At 43.2% G+C, this 22165-nt stretch carries 22 protein-coding genes; all 22 read left to right on the top strand.

The window, feature by feature from the left end:
• Positions 1-272: 272 nt before the first annotated feature.
• The 22 genes from D1627_RS18305 (at position 273) to D1627_RS01015 (ending at position 22154) form a co-directional block, all read left to right on the top strand.
• Positions 273-437 (top strand): hypothetical protein, encoded by a 165-nt coding sequence (locus D1627_RS18305; RefSeq protein WP_158607127.1) that lies wholly within the window; start codon positions 273-275, stop codon positions 435-437.
• 299 nt (positions 438-736) lie between these two features.
• Complete coding sequence (locus D1627_RS01120) at positions 737-1693, top strand: SRPBCC family protein (RefSeq protein WP_119430383.1); 957 nt, start codon at positions 737-739, stop codon at positions 1691-1693.
• A gap of 705 nt (positions 1694-2398) precedes the next feature.
• Positions 2399-2869 carry a Crp/Fnr family transcriptional regulator gene (locus D1627_RS01110; protein WP_119430381.1) on the top strand — a complete coding sequence of 157 codons (471 nt, stop codon included), beginning with the start codon at positions 2399-2401 and terminating at the stop codon, positions 2867-2869.
• A gap of 96 nt (positions 2870-2965) precedes the next feature.
• A complete protein-coding gene (locus D1627_RS01105; protein WP_119430380.1) occupies positions 2966-3343 on the top strand; it encodes a DoxX family protein in 378 nt (125 codons plus the stop codon).
• Positions 3344-3379: 36 nt separating this feature from the next.
• Positions 3380-4399, top strand: coding sequence for a pirin family protein (locus tag D1627_RS01100; RefSeq protein WP_119430379.1), 1020 nt, complete (start codon positions 3380-3382; stop codon positions 4397-4399).
• Between the two features lie 11 nt (positions 4400-4410).
• Complete coding sequence (locus tag D1627_RS01095) at positions 4411-5274, top strand: pirin family protein (RefSeq protein WP_119430378.1); 864 nt, start codon at positions 4411-4413, stop codon at positions 5272-5274.
• Positions 5275-5600: 326 nt separating this feature from the next.
• The gene (locus D1627_RS01090; RefSeq protein ID WP_119430377.1) at positions 5601-6170 is read left to right on the top strand and encodes a Crp/Fnr family transcriptional regulator; all 570 of its coding nucleotides are present in this window, start codon (positions 5601-5603) and stop codon (positions 6168-6170) included.
• A gap of 98 nt (positions 6171-6268) precedes the next feature.
• Entirely contained in the window at positions 6269-6988 is a 720-nt protein-coding gene (locus tag D1627_RS01085) for a 3-ketoacyl-ACP reductase (protein WP_119430376.1), read from the top strand.
• A gap of 360 nt (positions 6989-7348) precedes the next feature.
• The gene (locus D1627_RS01080; RefSeq protein WP_119430375.1) at positions 7349-8500 is read left to right on the top strand and encodes an adenylate/guanylate cyclase domain-containing protein; all 1152 of its coding nucleotides are present in this window, start codon (positions 7349-7351) and stop codon (positions 8498-8500) included.
• A gap of 349 nt (positions 8501-8849) precedes the next feature.
• A complete protein-coding gene (locus D1627_RS01075; RefSeq protein ID WP_119430374.1) occupies positions 8850-9764 on the top strand; it encodes an AraC family transcriptional regulator in 915 nt (304 codons plus the stop codon).
• Between the two features lie 68 nt (positions 9765-9832).
• Positions 9833-10960, top strand: a complete 1128-nt coding sequence (locus D1627_RS01070; protein ID WP_119430373.1) for an MBL fold metallo-hydrolase — start codon at positions 9833-9835, stop codon at positions 10958-10960.
• A 52-nt stretch (positions 10961-11012) separates the two neighbouring features.
• A complete protein-coding gene (locus D1627_RS01065) occupies positions 11013-12005 on the top strand; it encodes an SDR family oxidoreductase (protein WP_119430372.1) in 993 nt (330 codons plus the stop codon).
• A gap of 101 nt (positions 12006-12106) precedes the next feature.
• Positions 12107-13186 (top strand): aldo/keto reductase, encoded by a 1080-nt coding sequence (locus D1627_RS01060; protein ID WP_119430371.1) that lies wholly within the window; start codon positions 12107-12109, stop codon positions 13184-13186.
• A gap of 100 nt (positions 13187-13286) precedes the next feature.
• Positions 13287-13787, top strand: a complete 501-nt coding sequence (locus tag D1627_RS01055) for a hypothetical protein (RefSeq protein ID WP_119430370.1) — start codon at positions 13287-13289, stop codon at positions 13785-13787.
• Positions 13788-13839: 52 nt separating this feature from the next.
• Positions 13840-14502 carry an NAD-dependent epimerase/dehydratase family protein gene (locus D1627_RS01050; protein ID WP_119431060.1) on the top strand — a complete coding sequence of 221 codons (663 nt, stop codon included), beginning with the start codon at positions 13840-13842 and terminating at the stop codon, positions 14500-14502.
• A gap of 443 nt (positions 14503-14945) precedes the next feature.
• A complete protein-coding gene (locus D1627_RS18680; RefSeq protein ID WP_233555462.1) occupies positions 14946-15293 on the top strand; it encodes a hypothetical protein in 348 nt (115 codons plus the stop codon).
• 152 nt (positions 15294-15445) lie between these two features.
• Complete coding sequence (locus tag D1627_RS01040) at positions 15446-16900, top strand: tyrosine-type recombinase/integrase (protein ID WP_233555461.1); 1455 nt, start codon at positions 15446-15448, stop codon at positions 16898-16900.
• Between the two features lie 169 nt (positions 16901-17069).
• The gene (locus tag D1627_RS01035) at positions 17070-17882 is read left to right on the top strand and encodes a S1 family peptidase (RefSeq protein ID WP_119430368.1); all 813 of its coding nucleotides are present in this window, start codon (positions 17070-17072) and stop codon (positions 17880-17882) included.
• Positions 17883-18545: 663 nt separating this feature from the next.
• On the top strand, positions 18546-18851 hold the full coding sequence (locus tag D1627_RS01030) for a hypothetical protein (RefSeq protein WP_119430367.1): 306 nt from the start codon (positions 18546-18548) through the stop codon (positions 18849-18851).
• Positions 18852-19154: 303 nt separating this feature from the next.
• Positions 19155-20279, top strand: a complete 1125-nt coding sequence (locus D1627_RS01025) for a TlpA family protein disulfide reductase (RefSeq protein WP_119430366.1) — start codon at positions 19155-19157, stop codon at positions 20277-20279.
• Between the two features lie 73 nt (positions 20280-20352).
• Entirely contained in the window at positions 20353-21075 is a 723-nt protein-coding gene (locus D1627_RS01020) for a hypothetical protein (RefSeq protein ID WP_119430365.1), read from the top strand.
• Between the two features lie 95 nt (positions 21076-21170).
• Entirely contained in the window at positions 21171-22154 is a 984-nt protein-coding gene (locus D1627_RS01015; protein WP_119430364.1) for a gliding motility protein GldB-related protein, read from the top strand.
• Positions 22155-22165 lie beyond the last annotated feature (11 nt).

The raw sequence follows: 22165 nt of genomic DNA, 5'->3' as shown, positions 1-22165 counted from the left end.
TATACCTATACATAACAAAATGGCTATATCATTTAATATTCCGAATAAAGGTTTAAACTAGCTAAAAACGAGGAAGGAATTGCAAACCCCGAATAGCCGAGTGAAGGTTATAGTTTGCATTTCTTATAAAAAAGTCAATTAAGTGAATAAATCATTCTAATCTTAAGGTGGTTAGACACAGCATAATTAAATGTTGATCCACTTTTGACTTATTTAAAAAATCAGGATATTTAATAAAAGTATGTCAGTGTTAATCTTAACCGAAATCAACTATGAAAGGCAAGCTTACTAAAAGAGATGTTTTATTCTTTCTCATTGGAATTATAACGTTCTTCTTGATTGATTTTGTTCGGAACTGGGAAGGTCACAAAAAAGCCTTTAAAGAAGGTTATAATCAAGGATATAAGAGCTATAGCAAAGCAGAAAAACAAGAATAGTAATTAAGAGAACCAGCTTCAAACCAAATTAAGCTTCTCGCACGGATTTACTTTGGCTTTAGCCAACCTTATTTACTCATCTGTCCTCTCACTGTTAAGTACAAAAAAGACTTTGAAGGGGGAATAATGCACTTGTATGAATAATGATAGGTTTGTCTATAGCATGCTTGGCGACTTCTGTAGACTTTACTTTCAGTATACTAAACTTGCTTAAGCATAACCTATTTGCCACTAAACATATTGTGCAAATACCAGGAACTGACATTCCTGTTACACAGTAGTTACCTGCAATTACAATTATGAATTTTCTAAACAAGATATTGTCAACAGATATAAAAAAGAGAAGGTGGCTTTCTGTAGCCTTAACTATTCTGTTGGCAGGACCATTGACTGTTTGGGGAATATATGGTATCGGAGAATATGGTATTGCTCTTTTCATCTTAACGCCGTTGCTCATAGGGTTAGCCTCAACAATACTGTTCGGGTACAACAGAACTATAACTTATAAGGAATCGAGAAATATTGCCTTTCTGACTCTTATAGTTTTTAGCCTAGGGCTAATGGTTTTTGCGATAGAAGGTCTGATTTGTATTGCAATGGCAGCTCCGATAGCTGTGCTACTAACATTGTTGGGCAGTTTTTTCGGCCACGAAATTATCTCCAAAACTCCGAATAGCTCAGCATCAATGATTCTTATAGTCATGGCTTCAATTCCAACTATGGCATTCATTGAAAAGGAACAAGAACCTCATCTTTCTTCTGTTGTAACTTCCATTGTAATTAATGCCTCTCCAGAGACTGTCTGGAAAAATGTAGTTGAGTTTCCAGAACTTGAAGCACCGACAGAATTCATTTTTAAAACGGGTATAGCTTATCCTATTAACGCAAAGATCGAAGGTAGTGGTGTTGGCGCAGTTCGCCATTGCAATTTTACAACAGGCAGCTTTGTAGAACCCGTGACGGTATGGGATGAGTCAAAGCTACTAAAGTTCGATGTAGTAGAACAGCCAGAGCCAATGAAGGAGATTAGCTTCTGGGATATTGACGCTCCTCATTTGCACGATTATTTTGTCTCTAAACAAGGGCAGTTCAAATTGACAGCACTACCCAACGGACAAACAAAATTAGAAGGTACAACTTGGTATTACCATAATATTAAGCCTGCACTGTACTGGCGGCCTTGGAGTAATTTCATCATCCATCAAATCCATGAGAGAGTGCTGAATCATATAAAAGTGAATTCGGAAGAAAAATAAAAGCAGGTAACAAAGTATAGCAGTAAGGCTTGCTGACGCTACGTCTCTGCTATACCAGCACCGTTGGCAAAACTCGAAGTATGAAGCTTTCTATAATTGATAAAAAGAATAAGATCCTTCTTGGTATAGTCGATGCTTCTATTTTAGCTTTACAATTATATGGATTATCATCTTTGTCTTGCTGTTCCTCAACACGGAGTTAGCAACTAGAGCAACTGCCTATCTCATGCTCTCAAGCGTACTGCCATTACTTTCAGAACTCGTGAGCTTTGCAGTATTAGCATTATCCGGAAAAAGGTTGGTTGAGTTCAACGAACACGGGGAAATTAGCCTGACGCTGAACCTAAGTGAAGAAGACTATGATAGTCAGTAATTTAACAACGTGGGCCACACTAAGGAAATTTTATAGCTGTTCATGAACTTGGTGCAGCCTATGAAATCTTATCAGCCCAAGCTAAAAAACTTTTGTTGCAGGAAGACTAAGCAAATTGGCAAATAATTCTTCAGGAAAGAAAGCCATGGTATTCACATAATCCCTTAAACAAATGTTTAACTCAGCAACGGGTATACTATGGGCGGCTTCTTAAGAAGAAAATCATTGGCTAAACCGGCTCAGGCTCCATCCTCGGCTACGACTCGTCCGCAACCTTTGCTAAACGATGTGTGCCATTATATCAGAAAATCAAACTTTGGGCCAAATAGCAGATGAATAAAATCAATGTAAAGAAGAAGCAAGTCCTGCAAATAAAGGGTGACTTATATAGCAAAGCTTATATTGTAGAATCTGGTTTACTCCGAAGCTATACCATTGATGAAACTGGGAAAGAGCACATTTTTATGTTCGGGCCTGAGGGTTGGATAGTTACCGACTATGCTTCGGGGGATGAACCATGTGATTTATATATTGATGCCTTAGAAGATTCAGTGGTTATCCAAATTGAAAAAAACACTGAGTTAGATTTCGACCAAAAGAAAATCATAAAGCGGATCAGGGTGCTGCAAAGTAGGGTCATTATGCTTATGAGCGCATCCGCAATTGATCGCTACGAACACTTTATTTCAACCTATCCTACCATTGTACAAAGAGTACCTCAATACATGATCGCATCCTATCTAGGGATTACCCCTGAAGCATTGAGTGCCGCTAAAAGCCAGCGCCTGAAATCTCGGAAATAGTCTAATCCGTTTTCTTAATCTACATTAATGTATAGCCATTCTTGCTCCCTGATCTTTGTATCGTAATTAAATTTTAAACGATTAAGATCAGAAAGAATGAATGTAGTACTGTGGATAGTCCAAGGTTTGTTAGCGCTTATGTTTTTCATGGCCGGAGCAATGAAGCTCAGTAAACCCAAACAAGAGCTAAGTGAAAAATTAGGAGACTGGATAGACCAATACACTGGCGTCAGCATTAAGTTAATAGGCTTTGTGGAGCTGTTAGGAGCTATAGGCATCATCCTGCCAATGGCCATTGGTGTCCTTCCCATATTAACCCCTTTAGCTGCAATAGGACTTGCCATGACTATGGTCAGAGCTATGCAAATTCACTACCGGCGAAAAGAAAAAAGCAAGGCCGTAACAAACCTGGTTTTGATGTTGCTCGCTTTGTTCGCAGCAATCGGAAGGCTATACATCGTTCCAATCATCTAAGCAGATCTCAGAACTAGCAATCTTAAACTGAAACGTATGAAAGGCAAAATATTAGCAATCGAAGCGCTGCAACTACCTTGGCAAACTGAGGATCCCTTTTTGTTGGCTGTGCATCATCTTGATCACTACCCAAAAGGAAACGAGAAAATGGGGGTAGAGCAATCTGAGTTAGCAGGCAGAAATATAGGGCATGACTTTGCCGGGCAGAATGGTTATAACATGTATCATGGCAAAACCATACCCGGGTTTCCATATCATCCGCACAGAGGTTTTGAGACAATCACGATTGGAAAGCAAGGATTTGTAGACCACACTGACTCTCTTGGGGGGGCAGGCAGGTTTGGTGCAGGTGATCTACAATGGATGACAGCAGGAAAAGGAATTCAGCACTCCGAAATGTTTCCGCTTCTTCACTCGGATAAGCCCAACACACTGGAGATTTTTCAAATCTGGATAAACCTGCCCAGTAAGAGCAAACTGGTAGAGCCTCATTATAAAATGCTGTGGAAAGAGAGCATTCCAAAAATTGATGAAATTGATAACAAAGGGAAGAAAACAACTATTGAGGTTTACGCAGGGAGCTATAAATCTAACCTGGCACCACAACCAACACCAGACTCTTGGGCGGCCAACCCTGATCATGGGGTAGCCATTTTTAGTGTAAAAATGGAAGCCAATGCCCAATGGATACTTCCTGCACCAGCAAACGAGCAGGTGCGCAATACGCTATACTTTTACAGTGGGAACTCAATTGATGTAGAAGGTGAAAAAATTGCGGTAAACCATCTTGTAAAAGTGAAGCCCGGCCAGCGTTTGCATATTACCAATGGCGATAAAGAAGCTGATCTCCTCATACTCCAAGGGAAACCTATCAACGAGCCTATAGCGAGCCGTGGTCCCTTTGTAATGAATACCGAAGAAGAATTAAGCCAAGGATTTGCAGAATACCGGAAAACTCAATTTGGCGGGTGGCCATGGTCTGCAACTGAACAAGTGTTTGATCGGGCGAAAGGACGGTTTGCGAAATATGCCGATGGTACAACCGAAGAAAAATAAGCCTTCTAATCATGCAAAAGAAAATTAGCTTTTCAAATACAGCCCAAAGTAGTTCGGTGGGTGGCACACCCATCAGTCGTTTTTTGCCTAACGGTTATACGCAAGCTGTTGGGCCATTTATCCTCTTGGATCAGGCGGGGCCCATGAAGATAAATAGTAGCGCATCTGGGGGCACAGGCCCACATCCACATCGGGGCATTGCTACGTTAACGTACGCCATCACGGGCCAGATTGAACACTTTGACAGTTTAGGGAATCATGCCTTGGTAAGTTCTGGTGGTGTGCAATGGATGAATTCAGGCAACGGGATTGTTCATGACGAGCGGTCAAAGGCTAGTGCTGGCTCCGACCAAAAGGAAATGTATGCCTTTCAGTTTTGGATTAACCTGCCTTCAAAAATAAAAGCAGAAAAACCGGAGTACCTGCCTGTACATGCGGAGGAAGTTCCCAAAAAACAACTTGCGGAAGAGGCAGGTGTTGTTCGGGTTATTGTGGGGAGTTATCAAGAACTGACATCCAAAATACCCACCTACACCAAGCAGTTTTTATTTCATGTTGTGCTAAACTCAGGAAAAAAATTTAGCATAGATTTTTCGCAAAAACTAGAAGTTGCTGCCGTTTTGCCAACGGCTTCGGCAATAATCAATGAAGAAAGTTTTAGAGCAGGTGAATTAATTGCCTTTGACAAGGAAGCCGGAGTAATTGAAATAGAAAACTTATCTGACGAGACGCTGGATATTCTGCTATTTGGCGGAGAAACATACGGAGAGCCTATGGTATCACAAGGTCCTTTTGTAATGAATAGCCAAGAAGGTGTTGCGCTAGCATATGAAGATTATGCTAATGGGAAATATGGGGAAATACACTATCCTTAAAACGGATACTTTCTTTATATTATCTTTGATTGTTTTTTGAAGTAACTACGACTACTCTGAAAACGGCACACAACGATGGGTATAACACATAGGACGGGCAGAACTATCTGTAAGTTTAAGGTTCATAGCAAACTTTGTCTCGGTAGGCAAGTACGCAATTCCGAGATGCCTTACGTTTCATACCCGATACCCTTGGCTCAAAGTATAATCGCTAACAAGTGCAGCTATTTGTTTCTTGTGTAGAAAAGCCAATGAGGGAACAAACAACATACTAAGTGGTAAAAAGAGGGAAGAACTACTAAAAGAGCGAACAGATAACATACGCAGTGAAGATCGACTTATTGAAGCGCTATATTCAGCGGAACGTAAAATTTTCAGATCACGAACTCGAAGCATTTTGCGCCTGCTTTCACCCTAAGGTTGTCAGGAAGAATGAGTTTCTGCTGCGGCAAGGCGAACTGTGCAAATTTGAAGGCTTTGTGGTGGAAGGTTGCTTCAGGGTTTTCAACTTAAATGAAAACGGAAAGGAAAACACCCTATACTTTGCGGCTGAGGAGTGGTGGCTGATGGATATAGACAGTTTCATGAACCAAACCCCTGCAGATTTAAACATGCAAGCGTTGGTAGACAGTACGGTGCTGGTCATTAACCGGCAGGACAAACTAAAACTATATGAAGCCTTCCCTGCTGTAGATAAACTCTTTCGCGTCATCTTCCAGAAAGCACTGGTGTCTTACCATAGGCGTGTCATTCACAGCCATAGTTATACTGCAAAAGAGCGTTATTCCCATTTCGTGCAAACCTACCCCCATATTGCCACCAAACTCACCGATAAGCAAATCGCGAGTTATCTGGGTATTCGGCATGAGTTTTTGAGTAAGATCAAGAATAGTTAAGCATAAAAGCGGGAAGAGTTGAACTTCTTCAACTCTTCCCGCTTTTAAAATGCAGTTATTTGCCTCATCTAATACAACAGTAAAAATAGTTTTTAGAAATGGAAAACTTGAAAAACAGAAAAGCGATCATAACGGGCGGAAGCAGAGGATTAGGCAAGGCTACCGCCATAGCATTTGCGAAAGAGGGAATTGACGTTGCCATAACAGGCAGAAATGAAGCGGTGTTGCAGGCAACCGTAGCCGAACTAAGCGCTTATGGGGTAAAAGCAATTTACGCTGTGTTTGATGTGGGCAATTATGAAGAAGTAAAGGCCGGCATCAAAACGATTATCGACACATTCGGGTCGGTGGATATATTGGTGAATAACGCGGGCATTGCAGCATTCGGGACTTTAGAGGAGATGCCGGTTAGCCAGTGGACCCAAATCATTCAGACCAACCTCCTGGGTATGTACTATGTGACGAAAGAGGTTTTGCCGCACCTGTTAACCCAAAAATCAGGTGACATTATCAATGTAGCCTCCACGGCTGGTTTAACCGGAAACGCATCAACCTCAGCTTATTCTGCCTCTAAGTTTGCCGTAATCGGTATGTCAGAGTCGTTGATGAAAGAGGTGCGTAAGCAGAACATCAGGGTTACCACGTTAACACCGAGCACCATTGCCTCTGATATGTCAGTAGAGCTGGGCATTGCTTCCCGCGATTCAGAAGACAGCGTGTTGCAGCCAGAAGATTTTGCCGAATTGATTGTTGTCGGTTTAAAGCTGCCTAAAAGAGCCATGCTAAAAAGTGCCTCTTTATGGTCTACCAATCCTTAATCTGGTATGTATAACTGGAGATAAAGCTGTTGCAGGTATAAATAACTAAAAAAGGGGCAGGTTACGATCTGTCCCTTTTGCTTTACTCCCCTAGCATTTGCCTGTGGTACGGACGATGCGGACTTATTGAGGGCATGGCATATGGCTTTCGTCAGTTCTCAATGCAGCCAAAAGCCTCATAATAAATTGCGAAAGAGGCTTTCCAGATCAGCCAGCATGCTCTGAAGGGTAAGGAGAGTGTAACGTACAAAACTATTAACTTCACAGCTGAACACCCTTGTCATACTCCAGAGTATAACTTATACATAGCGAAGTAGTATGACAAGGCATTGCCTTAGCTAATTACACTTTAGTAACCCAATGGCCACAAGTATAGACTATACCTCAAGGGCTCGTAAAATTGCCTATCGATATCCGCGTTTAAGTTTTCTGGGCATACAGGTTAACTTTTGGATAATTGCCATCTTTTTGCACGCCTTCATTACCCACATGCACACGGCTTACATGGGGCAGTTTCAGGAGGTTACCTTTCCGCTTTCTTTTAAGGCTGTCATCCTTACATCGGTTTTAGTCGGAGGCACATTAGGCATAGTTTTAGGCACGATAGACCTGCTTTTGATAAAACTGGGCTTCCAGAAATTGTCTTTCGGGCGGATGATTCTTCTCCGGATTATTATTTACCCCATTGTTGTTTTGGGCCTGCTGTTATTTATCAGGTTTTTCCTGCTCGACTTTATCAGTGCTTTTCTAGCCACGGACTACTCTATATTGGGCAACAGCCAAGTTAGCTGGCATTATTTCTTCTGGTCGCTGTTGGTTTACATTGCGTTTACGGCGGTTGTCATCAGCTTTATAAACCAAATGAACAACATGTTTGGGCCAGGCATACTCATTCCGCTGCTCCTGGGGAGGTATAGGAGGCCACAGGAAGAGGAGCGCTTCTTCATGTTTCTCGATCTTAAGTCATCGGTTACGCACGCCGAAAACTTGGGCCACCTGGAATACAGCGCTTTGATAAGGGATTGCTTTATGGACCTGAACAAGGTTTTAGCCAGAAACAATGCCGCCATATACCAATACGTAGGCGATGAGGCGGTGCTTACCTGGCCTGTTTATGAAGCAACAAGAAAGCAAGCTTGCCTCTCCCTGTTTTTTGATTTTGAGCAAGAGCTGATCCAAAAGAGCCAGTATTATACCTCCCATTATGGAAGTGTTCCTACCTTCAAAGCAGGGCTTCATTTTGGCCTTGTTACTGCTGTGGAGGTAGGGCAAATTAAAAGAGAAATAGCCTACCATGGCGATGCCATTAACACAGCTGCCCGGATACAAAGCCTCTGCAACCAGTACAATAGGTCATTCCTGGTCTCTAAACCCGCCATGACAATGCTGGCTGGCGCTGATTCGAAGTATAAGTTTGAGTACCTGGGTGAAATTAATTTAAAGGGAAAAACCAAGGCAACAGAACTGTATGCCATAAGCAACCCTGCTTCAAAGCCGCAGATGGCGAAGTAACCCTCGTGCACTTTAGCAATGCCAACCTTAACGCTTGCAGTAACAAACAGCCAATACGCTGAGCCTGTGCAAACCACTTAATCTATGCTTCTAATTGCAAACTTTTCTGCACAGGTACGAAAGTAAGTACTCAGACCAGTTTCATAGTGTAGGTTATAGTATAAACAGAAACAGCCCGTCCCATAGGTCAGGCTGTTTTGGTTTAAGCAGTTATATATACCCCTCAAGTAAGTGTAAGCCAGTCGCTAATCCTTAAAATGTATACAGGATTCTGGAAAACGTATTCAATTACTAGCGTTAGAAGTAAGATCTTTGTAATAAGAAATTAGCACGTATAACAGATACCATTATGCAGCCAGTCACCACCATATCTTCCGTTAGCGACATGTACCGCCTGTTGGGGCTGGCGGGTCCGCAGCACCCACTCATAGCCGTTATCCATGCCGAAGACGTGCCCACCAACGTAGAAGCACCCAGTGACCGCTTCCTGATCAACCTGTATATCATTGGTTTTAAAACCTCCGGAACAGGAAAGTTTTTCTATGGCCGCAATGCTTACGATTTCCAGGATGGCACCCTGGTGTTTACCGCCCCGGGGCAGGTGCTTGCCTTCGACAGCGACCACCTGGCCACACCCCCGGGGGCTGGTGGCTGGACGATCCTCTTTCACCCTGACCTGTTAAGGCACTCATCGCTGGGCCGATCCATATCCGACTACTCCTTTTTTGACTACGACATAAACGAGGCGCTGCACGTAGCCGAAAAGGAAAGGAAGATGTTGCTGGAGCTGGTGAAAAACATCAGTACCGAGATTGGGCAGAACATGGACAAGCACTCGCAGGAGCTGATTGTGCACAATCTCGAAAGCATTTTAAAATACAGCAAACGGTATTACGACCGGCAGTTCTATACCCGCAGCAACCTGAATAAAGATTACCTGGTGCGCTTTGAACAATACCTCAAAACTTACTTCGCTTCGCCGGAACTGACAGAAAAAGGCCTGCCCACCGTGCAGCAATGCGGTGAGGCCCTACATATGTCGGGCTATTACTTAAGCGATTTGTTAAAAGCCGAAACCGGTAAAAGCGCTAAGGAGCACATTCAATTGTATCTGGTAGACCAGGCCAAGAATCTGTTGCTTGGTTCTACACGCTCTGTTAGCGAGATAGCCTACGAACTGGGCTTCGGATACCCGCAGCACTTCAGCAAATTATTCAAAGCGCAAACCGGTTATAGCCCCTCCGAATACCGCAACCTGAATTAACAGCTTTCGGTGGTAGAACGGATGTTCTAAAACATCATTCAGACCGCTTTTGCACAGAAATTATTCACATGACAAGAATCCAAAAAGGGTTCATGCGGGCAGGTATTGCCCTGCTGAGCCTTGAAATACTGATCACAACAACAGGATGTATCTATATGCAGCTACCGCAATTCGGAAAAAAACCTACGGGGCAGCGCCTCGAACGCATCAAACAATCACCGAACTACCGCGATGGCAGGTTCCAAAACCTGAGTCCCACAACCACGGTGTCGGAGGGGTATACCTTTACAGGAGTGATGTACGATTATTTATTCAGGAAGAAGCAGGATGTAAAGCCTGACCATACTATTCCTGTGGTAGAAACCGACCTGCAAAACTTGCCCGCCGAAGATGTGCTGGTATGGTTTGGGCACTCTTCTTACCTGTTACAGGTAGATGGCAAGAAAATTTTGGTTGACCCCGTGCTATGCGGTTACGCCTCCCCTGTAAGTTGGACAACGAAGGCATTTGCTGGCACTGATGTGTATAAACTCGAAGACCTGCCGGCCGTGGATATCCTGCTCATCACCCACGACCATTACGACCACCTCGATTACGAGACCATGAAAGGCCTGAAAGATAAAGTGGGTATGGTGATTTGTGGCTTGGGTGTAGGCGCTCACCTAGAGCACTGGGGCTTTCCGGCAAACAGGATCATCGAAAAAGACTGGTGGGAAAAGGTAGCCATCAGCGGCAACATGAACATACACCTTACACCGGCACGCCACTTCTCGGGCCGTGGGTTAAAACGCGACCAAACACTGTGGACATCCTTCGTAGTGGAAACAGCTTCGAAGAAAATCTTCCTTGGCGGTGATAGCGGTTACGATTCACACTTCGCAGCAATCGGGAAAAAGTTTGGGGGCTTTGACATAGCTATTCTAGAAAATGGCCAATACAATGTAGCCTGGCAACAGATACACACACTACCCGAAGAACTGGTGCAAGCTGCCCAAGACTTGAATGCCAAACGCATATTACCTGTACACTCCAGCAAGTTCGATTTGGGAGGACACCCTTGGTACGAGCCTTTGGAAATGGCCTCCAAGTATGCAGCAGAAGCCAACCTGCCACTGGCCACACCCATGATTGGTGAATTAGTGCTGCTTAATGATAGCAGCCAGGTATTTACCCCATGGTGGCAGGGTATAAAATAAACCCAGGCCATAACACCAGAAATAACATTTAGCAACAATTAAAATTAAAAAGATGAATCAAAATACATTTGGAAAGCAAGGGTGGACACCCGATAGAATAAAAAGCTTACAAGGCAAAACCTACGTGATTACGGGTACCACAAGCGGCACAGGGTATGAGGCAGCGCGGATACTGCTATCCAGGGGTGCAAAAGTGGTGATGTTAAACCGCAATGCCAGCAAATCAGAAGAGGTGATGGCCACTTATAAAAAAGAACTCGGTGATGGCATCGATGTGTCATTTGTCCGGATGGATCTGGAAGAACAGGCTTCTGTAAAAAAAGCAGCAGCCGAGGTGCTTGAGAAAGTGACGCGTGTAGATGCACTGATTTGCAATGCTGCCATTGCCCAGGTGCCAAAGCAGAAACTTACCGTTGATGGCTTCGAAAGCCAGCTTGGCGTGAACCACTACGGCCACTTCACGCTTCAAGGCCTGCTCTTTCCATTGATTGAGAAATCCAAGGGGCGAATTGTGGTGGTGGGCAGTGAAGGCTATAAAATGGGCCTGAAAACCATCAAGTTTGACGATATGAACTGGGACAGGGACTACACCGGGAACGATGCCTATAGCCAGAGCAAATTAGCGCAGATAATGACTGTTTATGAATTACAGGACAGGTTGATGGAGGCTGGCAACACGGCTGTGAAAGTATATGCCTGTCACCCTGGCGCTTCTTCTACTTCTCTTATCAAAACCAGCGGCAGTCTGATGACACGTTTCGTTTGGCAGCTGATGAAAATATCGCCATTGGTACAGTCAGCGGAAAAAGGCGCTTATCCTATGTTGATGTGCGCCACAGAGCCCAACCTAGACCAAACCGCCTTCTATGGCCCTACCGGAAGAAACTATTGGACAGGCCCGGTTGGCGAGTGCAAGTTAGAGCCACATGCCAAGGATAAACCTGTTGCCGCTAAACTGTGGGCTTTATCAGAAAAGGAAACAGGTATAACATGGCGTTTTGAAGCCGAAAAGCAAAGCAACATGCTAAAGAAGGATGTAGCCTAAACGCTAATCCGGTAAGTGTCAGCTTGATGTGCCAGGCCTTTCCAGGGTAAAAGAATATCATATTAATAATTAAAGTGAATAGTCTTATAAATAAGGAAATCATGAATTATAAAACATTAGGAAAATCAGGGCTAAGGGTTAGCTCACTTTGTTTGGGCACCATGACATTTGGTGAGGACTGGGGCATTGGCGCCACCCCACAGGAGGCAGAAAAGATTTTAAACCATTACACAGAGGCGGGTGGTAATTTTCTGGATACCGCCAACGTCTATGGGAATGGCCATTCCGAAAAAATCATCGGTGATCTGGTTGGCAAGCATTCCTCCAAGCGAAACCAAATGGTCATCGGAACCAAATTTTCCTCCAGCGGTCACGCAGGAAACCCAAATGGTGGCGGAACAGGATCAAAATCAATGTTGGAAAACCTGGACAATTCTTTGCGCAGGTTACAAACCGATTACCTTGATATCTATTGGGTACATTCCTGGGACTGGCACACGCCTTTCGAAGAAGTAATGCGTTCGCTGGAACATGTGGTAGCAAGCGGGAAGGTTCGTTATTTAGGTATAAGTAACACACCCGCATGGAAAATTGCACAGTCACAGATGTACGCGCAGGTAAAAGGTTGGGCACCTTTTGTGGGTCTTCAAATTGAGTATTCGTTATTGGAGCGTTCCGTAGAAGATGAGTTGGTACCCATGGCATTGGAAATGGGCCTGGGCATAACGCCTTACTCGCCTCTGTCGGGTGGTTTGTTAAGCGGGAAATACAGCCGAGAGAACCAGGGTAAAGACCAGGAGGGCAGACTGGCTGCCATGGGTGGTGTAAATCTGGGTGAAAAGGAACTTCTAATTCTTGATAAACTGAAGGAAATTGCCGAAAATCATAACACAACAGTGCCTGCAACGGCTTTAGCGTGGCTTATGAGCAAACCCGGTGTAAGCGCACCTATTATCGGAGCCAGAAAACTAGAACACCTGAAATCCAACATGGAAGCGCTAACAGTAAAACTGAGTGCCGATGAAATAGCATCCCTTGATGCGCTTTCAGTTCCGCCACCCACAGCTGTTACCAAAAACAGTGCTTTCACACAATCCTTCATTCATGGCGATATTGAAATTAATGGAATCAAACCCCATGCTTTACCTACTCATATGCAAATGCAGCCCAGCAGTTACTAACATTTAAATTCAGTGAAAAAGAAAAGGGTTCGGTTAAAGCCTTCGGTACTGTGATGAAGTATAACATCTATTAGGTAAAAAACTTATAAAACTTAACAACATGGATATTTTAAAAGCAGCAACAGACTGGGCGAAAGCCGAACTTTTTTCAACGCCCTTTTTCATTCTTTTCGGACTGGCGTTTATGGCCGGAAGCCTTGGGTTTTGGCAACTGGGAAAAACCGACATAGCAAGGGCCTACATCATACCCACTCTGGTTGCAGGTGTTTTACTCCTAACCATAGGGCTTGGCTTGTTTTTCACCAACAAATCAAGAATAACGCAGTTTGAGAAAGCTTATAATACAGATGCTTCGGCTTTTGTGGCTTCAGAGATTGAGCGTGCCGAAAGCACGCTAAACGAGTACAAAACCATCGTTTTCAAGATTGTGCCTCTCATCATCATTGTGGCAGCCTTAGTCATCATCTTTGTTCATACGCCAACCTGGCGGGCCATCAGCATTACCACAATTGCCATGATGATTGTTATTTTACTGATAGACGGAACAGCCCATGCCCGCATTGACGCGTATCACAAACAATTAATCATGCATCGCAAATAGTTTGACGCCTTTATTGGCAGCTAAACATGGCATAGCCAGCTTTCCGAAAGGTATGAAAGTAATTCTTACAGGTGCCACCGGAATGGTAGGCAAAGGCGTTTTATTAGAATGCCTGGATGATGACCGGATAGAGCAAGTGCTTTTGATCAACCGGTCTTCAATAGCTATTGATCACCCTAAAATTAAGGAGATTCTACACAGCGATTTCACAGATTTCTGCTCTATTCAGAATGACTTTAAGGGTTTTGATGCTTGTTTTCATTGTATGGGTGTGTCTTCTGCAGGTATAAGTAGCGAAACCTACTATAAGCTAACGTATTCCGTTACGGAAGCACTGGTTGATGCCGTTTTCAAGGCCAACCCCAACATGCTTTTTACTTATGTCTCGGGGGCAGGTACAGATAGCACCGAAAAAAGCAGCACCATGTGGGCGCGGGTAAAAGGTAAAACCGAAAATATGATCTTCAAGAAAGGTTTTAAGGATGCCTATGCATTTCGGCCGGGAGTGATTCTACCCGAGCGTGGCGTTAAATCAAAAACAACGCTCTACAATTCAATGTATATTCTTACCCGACCTATTTTTCCGCTTCTAAAGAAAATGAAATCGGTAACAACAACCATAAACATTGGCAAAGCCATGATTAACCTGATTGACCATCCTCAAGACTTAAAACTTCTGGAAGGAGATGATATTAACAGGTTAGCAAATAAATAGGAGATTACATCGAAGCACGCAGCATGGTGTCTGGGCAATAGCGGTTTGGGACTGACTTGAACCGTTTTTTTTTCTTCTTACTCTCACGAGACAAAATTAGGCGTAGAGTTTCTGTTGCTACGTAATCTATACTATAGACTAAAACTATAATTATGAAAGTGGGAGTGGGTATACTTAACCATATCATGAATTGATTAATATCCGGGCAATTATCCCAAACTCATTCATTTGGGGAGTCTCTTTGCTATAAAAAATTTACAAGAGTTGGGAGTAGCTTAATTCAATTTCGCAGGTTAGTGCCACCTATTGGGTAAAAATTATCTGCTGAGCAATAAGAAAAGCCCTGCACATTATGATTGAAAGGCTTATTGCCCGAATGTATGGATATCGGATCATTTTATGGATGCCCTGAGACTTCTGGTGCATAAGTGGGTTTTATGGGTATGTCTCTCCATTCACTTTTCCATGTAGGGCTGCCAGTTAACGATGAGTACCTTCTCCTCGGGCAGCAGCAGGTATCCGTAATCGTAGCAGAAGTGGTAGGTGTTGCCGGTTTTGGTCCGGTAGAGGTGGGTGAAGTAGCGGAAGTCGAGTCCTGCCATTTCAAGTACCTGCCGGTAGATGGTGGTTTTACCCTGCGGGCTGGCCTGCCTGAGAATGGTGCGGTTGCGGCGCAAGGTGGCATTGATGCGGACCATCAGTTGTTCTCCCTCGTTCTGCTGCCGCTTGGCGTTGTGGGCCTGGGCACGGCACTGGTTGGAGCAAAATCGCTTGTCGGACCTGCCGCTTAAGGTGCCTCCGCACTGGGAACAGTGTTTCTCCTCTTTCATAGAACATCCGTTTTTTGAAACGTATAGTTACGTATGTAAACGCATTTAGGTGCATCAAAAAACGGATAAGCTTTTAAAGGGGTTTACATTTGATAAAAAATATCATCGGACCCATGCAACAGACTTACCGTAGCGCCCCCGTCCTGTACCTCAACTTGCTCGAGCACGGGGGGAAGCAGTTCATTCGCCTTTGGTACAAGCCTGATCACCGCATTACTAAGCTGCTGAAGACCAGTAAAGTGGCTAAGTACAGCAAGACCTATAAGTGCTTTGTGATGCACAAAGCCCCAGAGTCTATTGAGCTGTTGCACCTACACTTCCAGGGGGTGGCGTTAGTTGACACCCGCTACCTCAACAGGCCCAAAAGGCTGAGACCGGCACTGGGCGCTGTGATAACCTCAGGCAGCCTGCAGTCTGAGCCCCTGGCGAAGTTACCGGAGCTACCCGTTATCCGCTTGCATCCACTTGAGCATGGAGGGAAGACATTTATCCAACTCTCATTTCCTTACAATGAGCTAGTATACAGAACGCTGAAGTGCAGCTCCTGCTGCCTGTGGTTGCAGGAGCCCAAGTGCTTTGCCGTAGCCACCGATGCCGTAAGTCTGTACCAGTTGCTTGACGATGTGCAAGGTACAGCACAGGTGTGGCTGGCAGGCACAATGAAGGTAAACGACATGGCAGTGATGCGTAGGCTGTGGGAACAGACCTATCGGAAGGATGCCGGCTATCTCACCTGCCCTTTGCCTTACTTAGAGAAGCTTTTCCTGCTAAACTACTCTCTTACCACTATCCGCACCTATCACTCGCTTCTGCTGCGCTTCTTTAACGGCCACAAAAAAGATGGACTGGATAGGATCAATGTCTTCACGGTGGAGGAAATCAATTCATACCATAGGCAGATGGTACAGGCGGGCACTTACTCCTACTCCTTCGTGAACCAGAGCATCAATGCTGTTAAATTCTATTTCCACCGGGTGCTAGGCAAGCACACCCTGAATCTGAGCCAGGTAGAGCGGCCCGAGAAGGCAGACCGGCTGCCCATCGTGCTTAGTAGGCAAGAGGTGCAGAAAATACTCCTGGCCACCGATAACCTGAAGCACCGCTGTATTCTTCAGCTTCTATATGCCGGCGGGCTGCGGATAGGGGAGGTTATAGGCTTGAAAATCAGCGATGTGCAGTCGGACAGGAACCTGCTGCTTATACGCGGGGGCAAGGGCAAGAAGGACCGCACTACGCTGCTCTCGCAGAAACTGCTCGAGAACCTTAGGGCCTACTACAGGGAGTACAGGCCGAAAGTGTGGCTGTTCGAGGGGCAGTACGGGGGGCAGTATACTACCGACAGCATCCGCAATGTGTTCAGAGCCTGTGTAGAGAAAGCCGGCCTGCAAAAGAAGGTAACACCTCACTCGCTCCGCCACTCTTTTGCGACGCATCTGTTAGAACAGGGTACAAACCTGCGATACATTCAGTCGTTGTTGGGGCACAAAAGCAGTAAGACCACCGAGATCTACACCCATATCACGAGCCACGGGTTGGAAAGCATTATCAGCCCTCTTGATAATTTATAGGAATGTTATATATTTAGTTCTAGAATGTTTAGGAGATCAAGCCGAAATCTTACTAATATATGCTTGGATATAGAAATAAACATGCTCCGAATACTCCAGCTAAAGGGCCAATAACCGGAATAACTCCTTATACACAGTAGTTATAGGCAATTAAGAAAATATCTAAAGGATGAAAATAAACAATGATAATTTTGCTTACTCCATTTTACTTACAATCAATGAAGGCAAATCGAAAGGTTCTGGGTTCCGTTTAAAATATAAAGGGTATAATTTATTAGTTTCTGCCAAGCATGTATTCTTTGACGACAAAAATGAATTATATGGAGACTTGTTAATTGCCAACTGCCCATCCCCATTAGATGATGGAAAAGTAGTTCTTCAAATTAATTTATTAGATGCAAAAATTTTCTACTCAAAGACAGCAGATGTCTGTATAATATTATTAGGTAAAAACAAGGATTTAAAAACCAATAATCCACCACTCAAAAAAGACAAAAGTAAGCATAAACGTCCGGCAGAATTGGTCCTTGAAGATTACATATATGTTATAGAACAAACAGCATCAAGAATCACTTCAGTTGACATTGAAGCTACTAGAAATCTAGACAAGATAGGCATTGCTAATGATGTTTATCTTATGGGATATCCGACATCGCTTGGTATTAGACAAAGTAAATATTTTGATGCTTATAAACCTTTAATAAGAAAAGGGATTGTATCAGGGATAAATAAGAATGAAAATACATTTATTATAGATTGTCCATCGTATCAGGGCAATTCAGGAGGGCCAATAGTAGAGCATGGGGAGGATGGATATTTTAGGGTAATTGGACTTGTTTCTCATTATATACCTTATGAAACAACTTGGTATAATAATAGAGAAAGAATTCAACATGTTGATATTTCAAACTCTGGATTCTCTGTATGTGTACCGTTTGATAAAATTACTGAGCTAATTGAAACAAATATTAACAGCCTATAACAAAAGCTAAAAAGCATTAAAACGCTTTTTAGCCAAGCCGTTGGCCGTGATTGGGATTATTTTCGGGTTTTAAAGTGGCGTGTCTTTCAGGCTTTTTAAGGGGCTGGAGGGCATCAAAGGCTACTAAAGCCGGGCAACGGTCAGCAAAAGAGCCAAAGGAAGAAATGTAGTTTCTGACCCGAAGTTTTGCTTCGGCGGTGCCGGGAGAAAGCTGGCTTTCGGACGGAAGCGTCCAGGCAAGACTTTGAGCGGGCGAAGTTATAGTTGAGAATTGACAAAGTCAAGTATTCAACTTCGGCAGGTGGCTCTTTTACAGAGAGTTGGTTGCAATAGAGAGGCCAATGATTGATTAGTTTTTTTATCGATTGTGGGCCAGCCCTGAGCCTCTGGCAACGTCGCCAATAGCACATTAACGTCATTGCCAGAAGGCTAAAGCGCCACTTAGAAGGAGTTTAAAAGGAGAAAATAACCCAACCATGCAGGGTGTTTTCCCTAAAGAAGAAAAAGTTCGCATTAATCCGGGGCAATGTCCGCATAACCCGGGAGAAAAAGGGAAAACAACCTCGACCAACACCGTCTAGGTGCCATTGGAGGAACCTTGCAGAGCACAGCGACCCTCCAACGAGACGCCACCTAGACTTAACGTTAGGTGGTATAAAAAATATGGAAGAAATGTTCTTGTTGATTTATCATGGGAAGCCGCAAAGCCAAACGGGCGACTTGGAAGATATTGGTGGTGCTTACATAAAGTGCTGGATAGAGTCAGAAAATTTTAAGCAAGCCGATATTGTAGCCAGAAATGAAATTGAAGAAATGAATTGGAATGTTCTGGTATTAGATGAAGCTTACACTATAACAAGAGAAGACTATTTAGAAGATAAAAATGGACTTGAGTACTATGAACAAGCCCTCATAGACAAGCAGGTTTATGTCTTCCACACTTATCCTGTTAAAGAAAAAGAAGACTAATAAAGTTAAAATGACCATCCAGATAAAAGTGGGAATTATAATAAGACTTGTATTCTCCATACTATGCATAAAGGCTGGGCTTTATTTACTGGCCTTACCTTGGTATAAAAGTTTAGAACCAAGCTACAGTTCAGCTTCCTTCTATGGGGGATTGGCAATTATACTTTTAGGCTCTGTGTTGCTTATTTTTCAGGTAGTAGAATTAATAAGAAAACTAATTAAGAAATAATTACAACACCTAACCACGCCTATAATATAGCTACGCCACATCATAGGCAAGTCCGTTACAGTAAATTATGAAATATGAAAACAATCATAACCTTACTTATTTCAGCTGTTCTAGTGACGGGCTGTAAAGCAGTTGCAGTTGACAGTACAGAAGAAAAAATAGATTTGGATTACGTGGCTTCAAAATTTGAAGAGAATTCGACTCAGATCAAAAAAGTCGAATATCATATACAGCGGATCGACACCTTCGCTCAGGATGGAACTGTATGGAACAACAAAGGTACAGCACTTATAGAAATAAATGAACAAGATGATCTGTTTGGCTTCTCCTTCTATGTTAGGCGAGAGAACTTCCCAAAAGAGTATCTGTATGATAACGGGTATGGATTTGTATACTCACTAGAAGATAAAACCTATAAAATGGAGTCAAACCCCAGAGGGTTCCTAGGTAGCCCTGGCGGCCAACTGGTTGCGCCTCAAATCTTCAAACTTGACTCTGCCTACACATCCGCCGAGCTACTTCAAAGTGATGATAAGTACATACTGAAGTATACTTTTAAAGATGATACAATCTACAATGTTACCGACAGAATCACATTAGTCGAACTTAACAAAAGTAATTACTTGCCAACAAAAATAACAAGATCCTATAAAATACTGGGCAATAAAGCAGTACATCAAATTGCCTTGAGTGACATCAAGATAAACGACGCTGTTGAAGGCTCTGTTGCTGACTACAAGCATGGATTCGTTGACTTTGAGTTAATTCCCGAAGAAGTTCGGCAGCAGAATAAATTGATAGGTAATAAACTGCCCGAGATTAGGCTAGTGAATCTAATGAATGAGAACCAAACAGAAACTTTGAGAGTTGACAAATTGACTTTGATCGACTTTTGGGAAGTGTGGTGCGGTCCGTGTATAAAATCATTCCCTGAAGTCGAGAAAATAAAGAACAAGTATCCCGAAAAGCTCCAAGTAATCGGGATAGTATCAGAGAGTAAGGAGAAAGCAATTGAATTGACAAAAAAGAAAGGGATTACCTTCAATAACCTCATCGGAAACAAAGATTTATTAAAAGCTTACAGTGTAAATAGCTACCCAAGATACTTTTTAGTAGACTCCAAGGGTGTAGTGAGAAAGGAGTACTATGGATTTTCAGAGCAGATTGAAGAAGATATAAAGAAAATGCTTGTTGAATAAGAACTAGCTGTAACCACACCCATAAGCCAGCTGCGCCGCCTTATGGCCAAGCCCGTTACCTGCAATAGAAATCATGAAGAATCTATACTTACTACTTTACCTACTTATAGCTGGATGTGCTCCTAAGCAGCAGGAAGTAGTGCAAGTAGTAGAAACAGAAGTAGTAGGCAGTACAGGTGCGTCTGAAGGAGACTGTGATGAATGTGCAGCTTCAAAGTATGCAGAGTCAGAGCCTGACACAACTTTCATTTTTTCCAATGGCAACAAGCTCCTAATCTGTGGCTATCCTGAATTACGAGAAGGAAAAAAAATATACTCTGAGTTTGTGCTGTCAGAATGCGCCAAGGACAGTATCATTGATTTTTGGAGCGCAGTTGAAGAGTATGAAATAAGATTTGAGCAGGACACTCTTCAGCTACAGAAGTTAGAGCTATTGGCTTTAGGTAATAACCGGGAACTTGTAAAAGAGAAGTGGCTTACCGAATACTTCTATTATGAGAATGGGAAACTCGAAAGGGAAAAGAAACTGAATTCTGTAGCTAGGTATAGCCAAGCCCAAATTGTCCAGGCGCTGCAAGAGTTTGAGTCAACACAATGGCAAAAGCAGATCGGTGCGACAGAAGAGTACACAGAGAAGAAAATGAAGTTAGCTAACAGCCTGATGATTGCAGCAGCTTCAGGAAGTGAGAAATCAGAAGTATACTTTAAAGAATTCAAAACTAAGTTCCAGCCAGACGGAGCATATCTTGAATGGTATGAGCAGATGGCAGAGTTGCTTGAATCAACTAAGAAATAGAAAAACAAAAGCAGGTAACAAAGTATAGCAGGTATGCTTCGGCTTTGCCTCACCATCTGCTATACCAGCACGTTAGCTACAATAAATGATTATAAATGAAAAGGAGTCTCTGTAGCATTTTACTTGGTGGCTTGCTCATCTTAAGCTGCACCCCATCTAAAGTTCCTAATGAAATAGATAAATCAAATGATATTAGCTATAAAATTGAAACGCAGGACATAGAAAATTTCTGGAAGGCATATGACCATTTGGAACTTTCATCGGATAGTGTTTTAGCATTTCAAGAGTTATACCTGGATAAAGCAAGTCCATACTTCAAGGAGTTCTTGCAGCTAAGAAATTTCACAGCCAAAGAGTACGTCCAGCTGGTGAGAACTATGCCTGAATTCTGGAAAACAATCAGACCCTTAACCGAAGACGTGCAGAACAGGAAATCCGAACTACAGCCTGCTTTTGATAAGCTGCTTGAACTTTACCCGTCCTTTAAGCAGCCAGACGTGTGCTTCGCTATTGGAACCCTGAGAACAGGTGGCACAACTTCAGAGGGATTGATTCTGATAGGGACTGAGATTGTAGCAGCTGACCAAACAGTCAATCTCAATGAGTTTGACAAGAATGATTTCATGAGGCTTGTCCTAGGAAACCAAACAGGTGATATCATTGGTGTAGTAGCCCACGAAGCTGTTCATACACAGCAGCCAAGTGGAGATAATGCAGATGAATCCCTGCTGAAACAAACCATAGTGGAAGGGGCAGCTGAGTTTATCGCTTCCCTGATGTTGGGCAGGATAACGCAAAGCAAAGCCATATATGATTACGGTGTGGAACACGAAAGGGAGTTATGGAACGAATTCTATAATGATGTCAAAAATGGGAAGGCTATCGGCGACACAGATTGGATGTATGATTACCGAACAAACCGACCAGCCGATTTAGCCTATTTCATAGGTTTTAAAATTTGCGAGGCATATTACAACAATGCCAAAGACAAGAAACAAGCTATTGCGGACATTATCTTGATGTCGGATGCTGAAAGCTTTCTGCTAAAGAGTGGCTATTTGAAGAAATACAGTAGCTAACCAAGCACATG

It is taken from the genome of Pontibacter oryzae (genome assembly GCF_003576375.1).
Classification (GTDB): domain Bacteria; phylum Bacteroidota; class Bacteroidia; order Cytophagales; family Hymenobacteraceae; genus Pontibacter; species Pontibacter oryzae.
This window is presented reverse-complemented; position numbering and strand designations above follow the sequence as displayed.

Coding starts and splice junctions, on each gene's coding strand:
- D1627_RS01030 (WP_119430367.1), top strand. CDS start 18,546: ATGGAAGAAATGTTCTTGTTGATTTATCATGGGAAGCCGCAAAGCCAA.
- D1627_RS01015 (WP_119430364.1), top strand. CDS start 21,171: ATGAAAAGGAGTCTCTGTAGCATTTTACTTGGTGGCTTGCTCATCTTA.
- D1627_RS01085 (WP_119430376.1), top strand. CDS start 6,269: ATGGAAAACTTGAAAAACAGAAAAGCGATCATAACGGGCGGAAGCAGA.
- D1627_RS18680 (WP_233555462.1), top strand. CDS start 14,946: ATGTCTCTCCATTCACTTTTCCATGTAGGGCTGCCAGTTAACGATGAG.
- D1627_RS01065 (WP_119430372.1), top strand. CDS start 11,013: ATGAATCAAAATACATTTGGAAAGCAAGGGTGGACACCCGATAGAATA.
- D1627_RS01100 (WP_119430379.1), top strand. CDS start 3,380: ATGAAAGGCAAAATATTAGCAATCGAAGCGCTGCAACTACCTTGGCAA.
- D1627_RS01060 (WP_119430371.1), top strand. CDS start 12,107: ATGAATTATAAAACATTAGGAAAATCAGGGCTAAGGGTTAGCTCACTT.
- D1627_RS01055 (WP_119430370.1), top strand. CDS start 13,287: ATGGATATTTTAAAAGCAGCAACAGACTGGGCGAAAGCCGAACTTTTT.
- D1627_RS18305 (WP_158607127.1), top strand. CDS start 273: ATGAAAGGCAAGCTTACTAAAAGAGATGTTTTATTCTTTCTCATTGGA.
- D1627_RS01020 (WP_119430365.1), top strand. CDS start 20,353: ATGAAGAATCTATACTTACTACTTTACCTACTTATAGCTGGATGTGCT.
- D1627_RS01035 (WP_119430368.1), top strand. CDS start 17,070: ATGAAAATAAACAATGATAATTTTGCTTACTCCATTTTACTTACAATC.
- D1627_RS01120 (WP_119430383.1), top strand. CDS start 737: ATGAATTTTCTAAACAAGATATTGTCAACAGATATAAAAAAGAGAAGG.
- D1627_RS01070 (WP_119430373.1), top strand. CDS start 9,833: ATGACAAGAATCCAAAAAGGGTTCATGCGGGCAGGTATTGCCCTGCTG.
- D1627_RS01105 (WP_119430380.1), top strand. CDS start 2,966: ATGAATGTAGTACTGTGGATAGTCCAAGGTTTGTTAGCGCTTATGTTT.
- D1627_RS01080 (WP_119430375.1), top strand. CDS start 7,349: ATGGCCACAAGTATAGACTATACCTCAAGGGCTCGTAAAATTGCCTAT.
- D1627_RS01075 (WP_119430374.1), top strand. CDS start 8,850: ATGCAGCCAGTCACCACCATATCTTCCGTTAGCGACATGTACCGCCTG.
- D1627_RS01025 (WP_119430366.1), top strand. CDS start 19,155: ATGAAAACAATCATAACCTTACTTATTTCAGCTGTTCTAGTGACGGGC.
- D1627_RS01095 (WP_119430378.1), top strand. CDS start 4,411: ATGCAAAAGAAAATTAGCTTTTCAAATACAGCCCAAAGTAGTTCGGTG.
- D1627_RS01040 (WP_233555461.1), top strand. CDS start 15,446: ATGCAACAGACTTACCGTAGCGCCCCCGTCCTGTACCTCAACTTGCTC.
- D1627_RS01110 (WP_119430381.1), top strand. CDS start 2,399: ATGAATAAAATCAATGTAAAGAAGAAGCAAGTCCTGCAAATAAAGGGT.
- D1627_RS01050 (WP_119431060.1), top strand. CDS start 13,840: ATGAAAGTAATTCTTACAGGTGCCACCGGAATGGTAGGCAAAGGCGTT.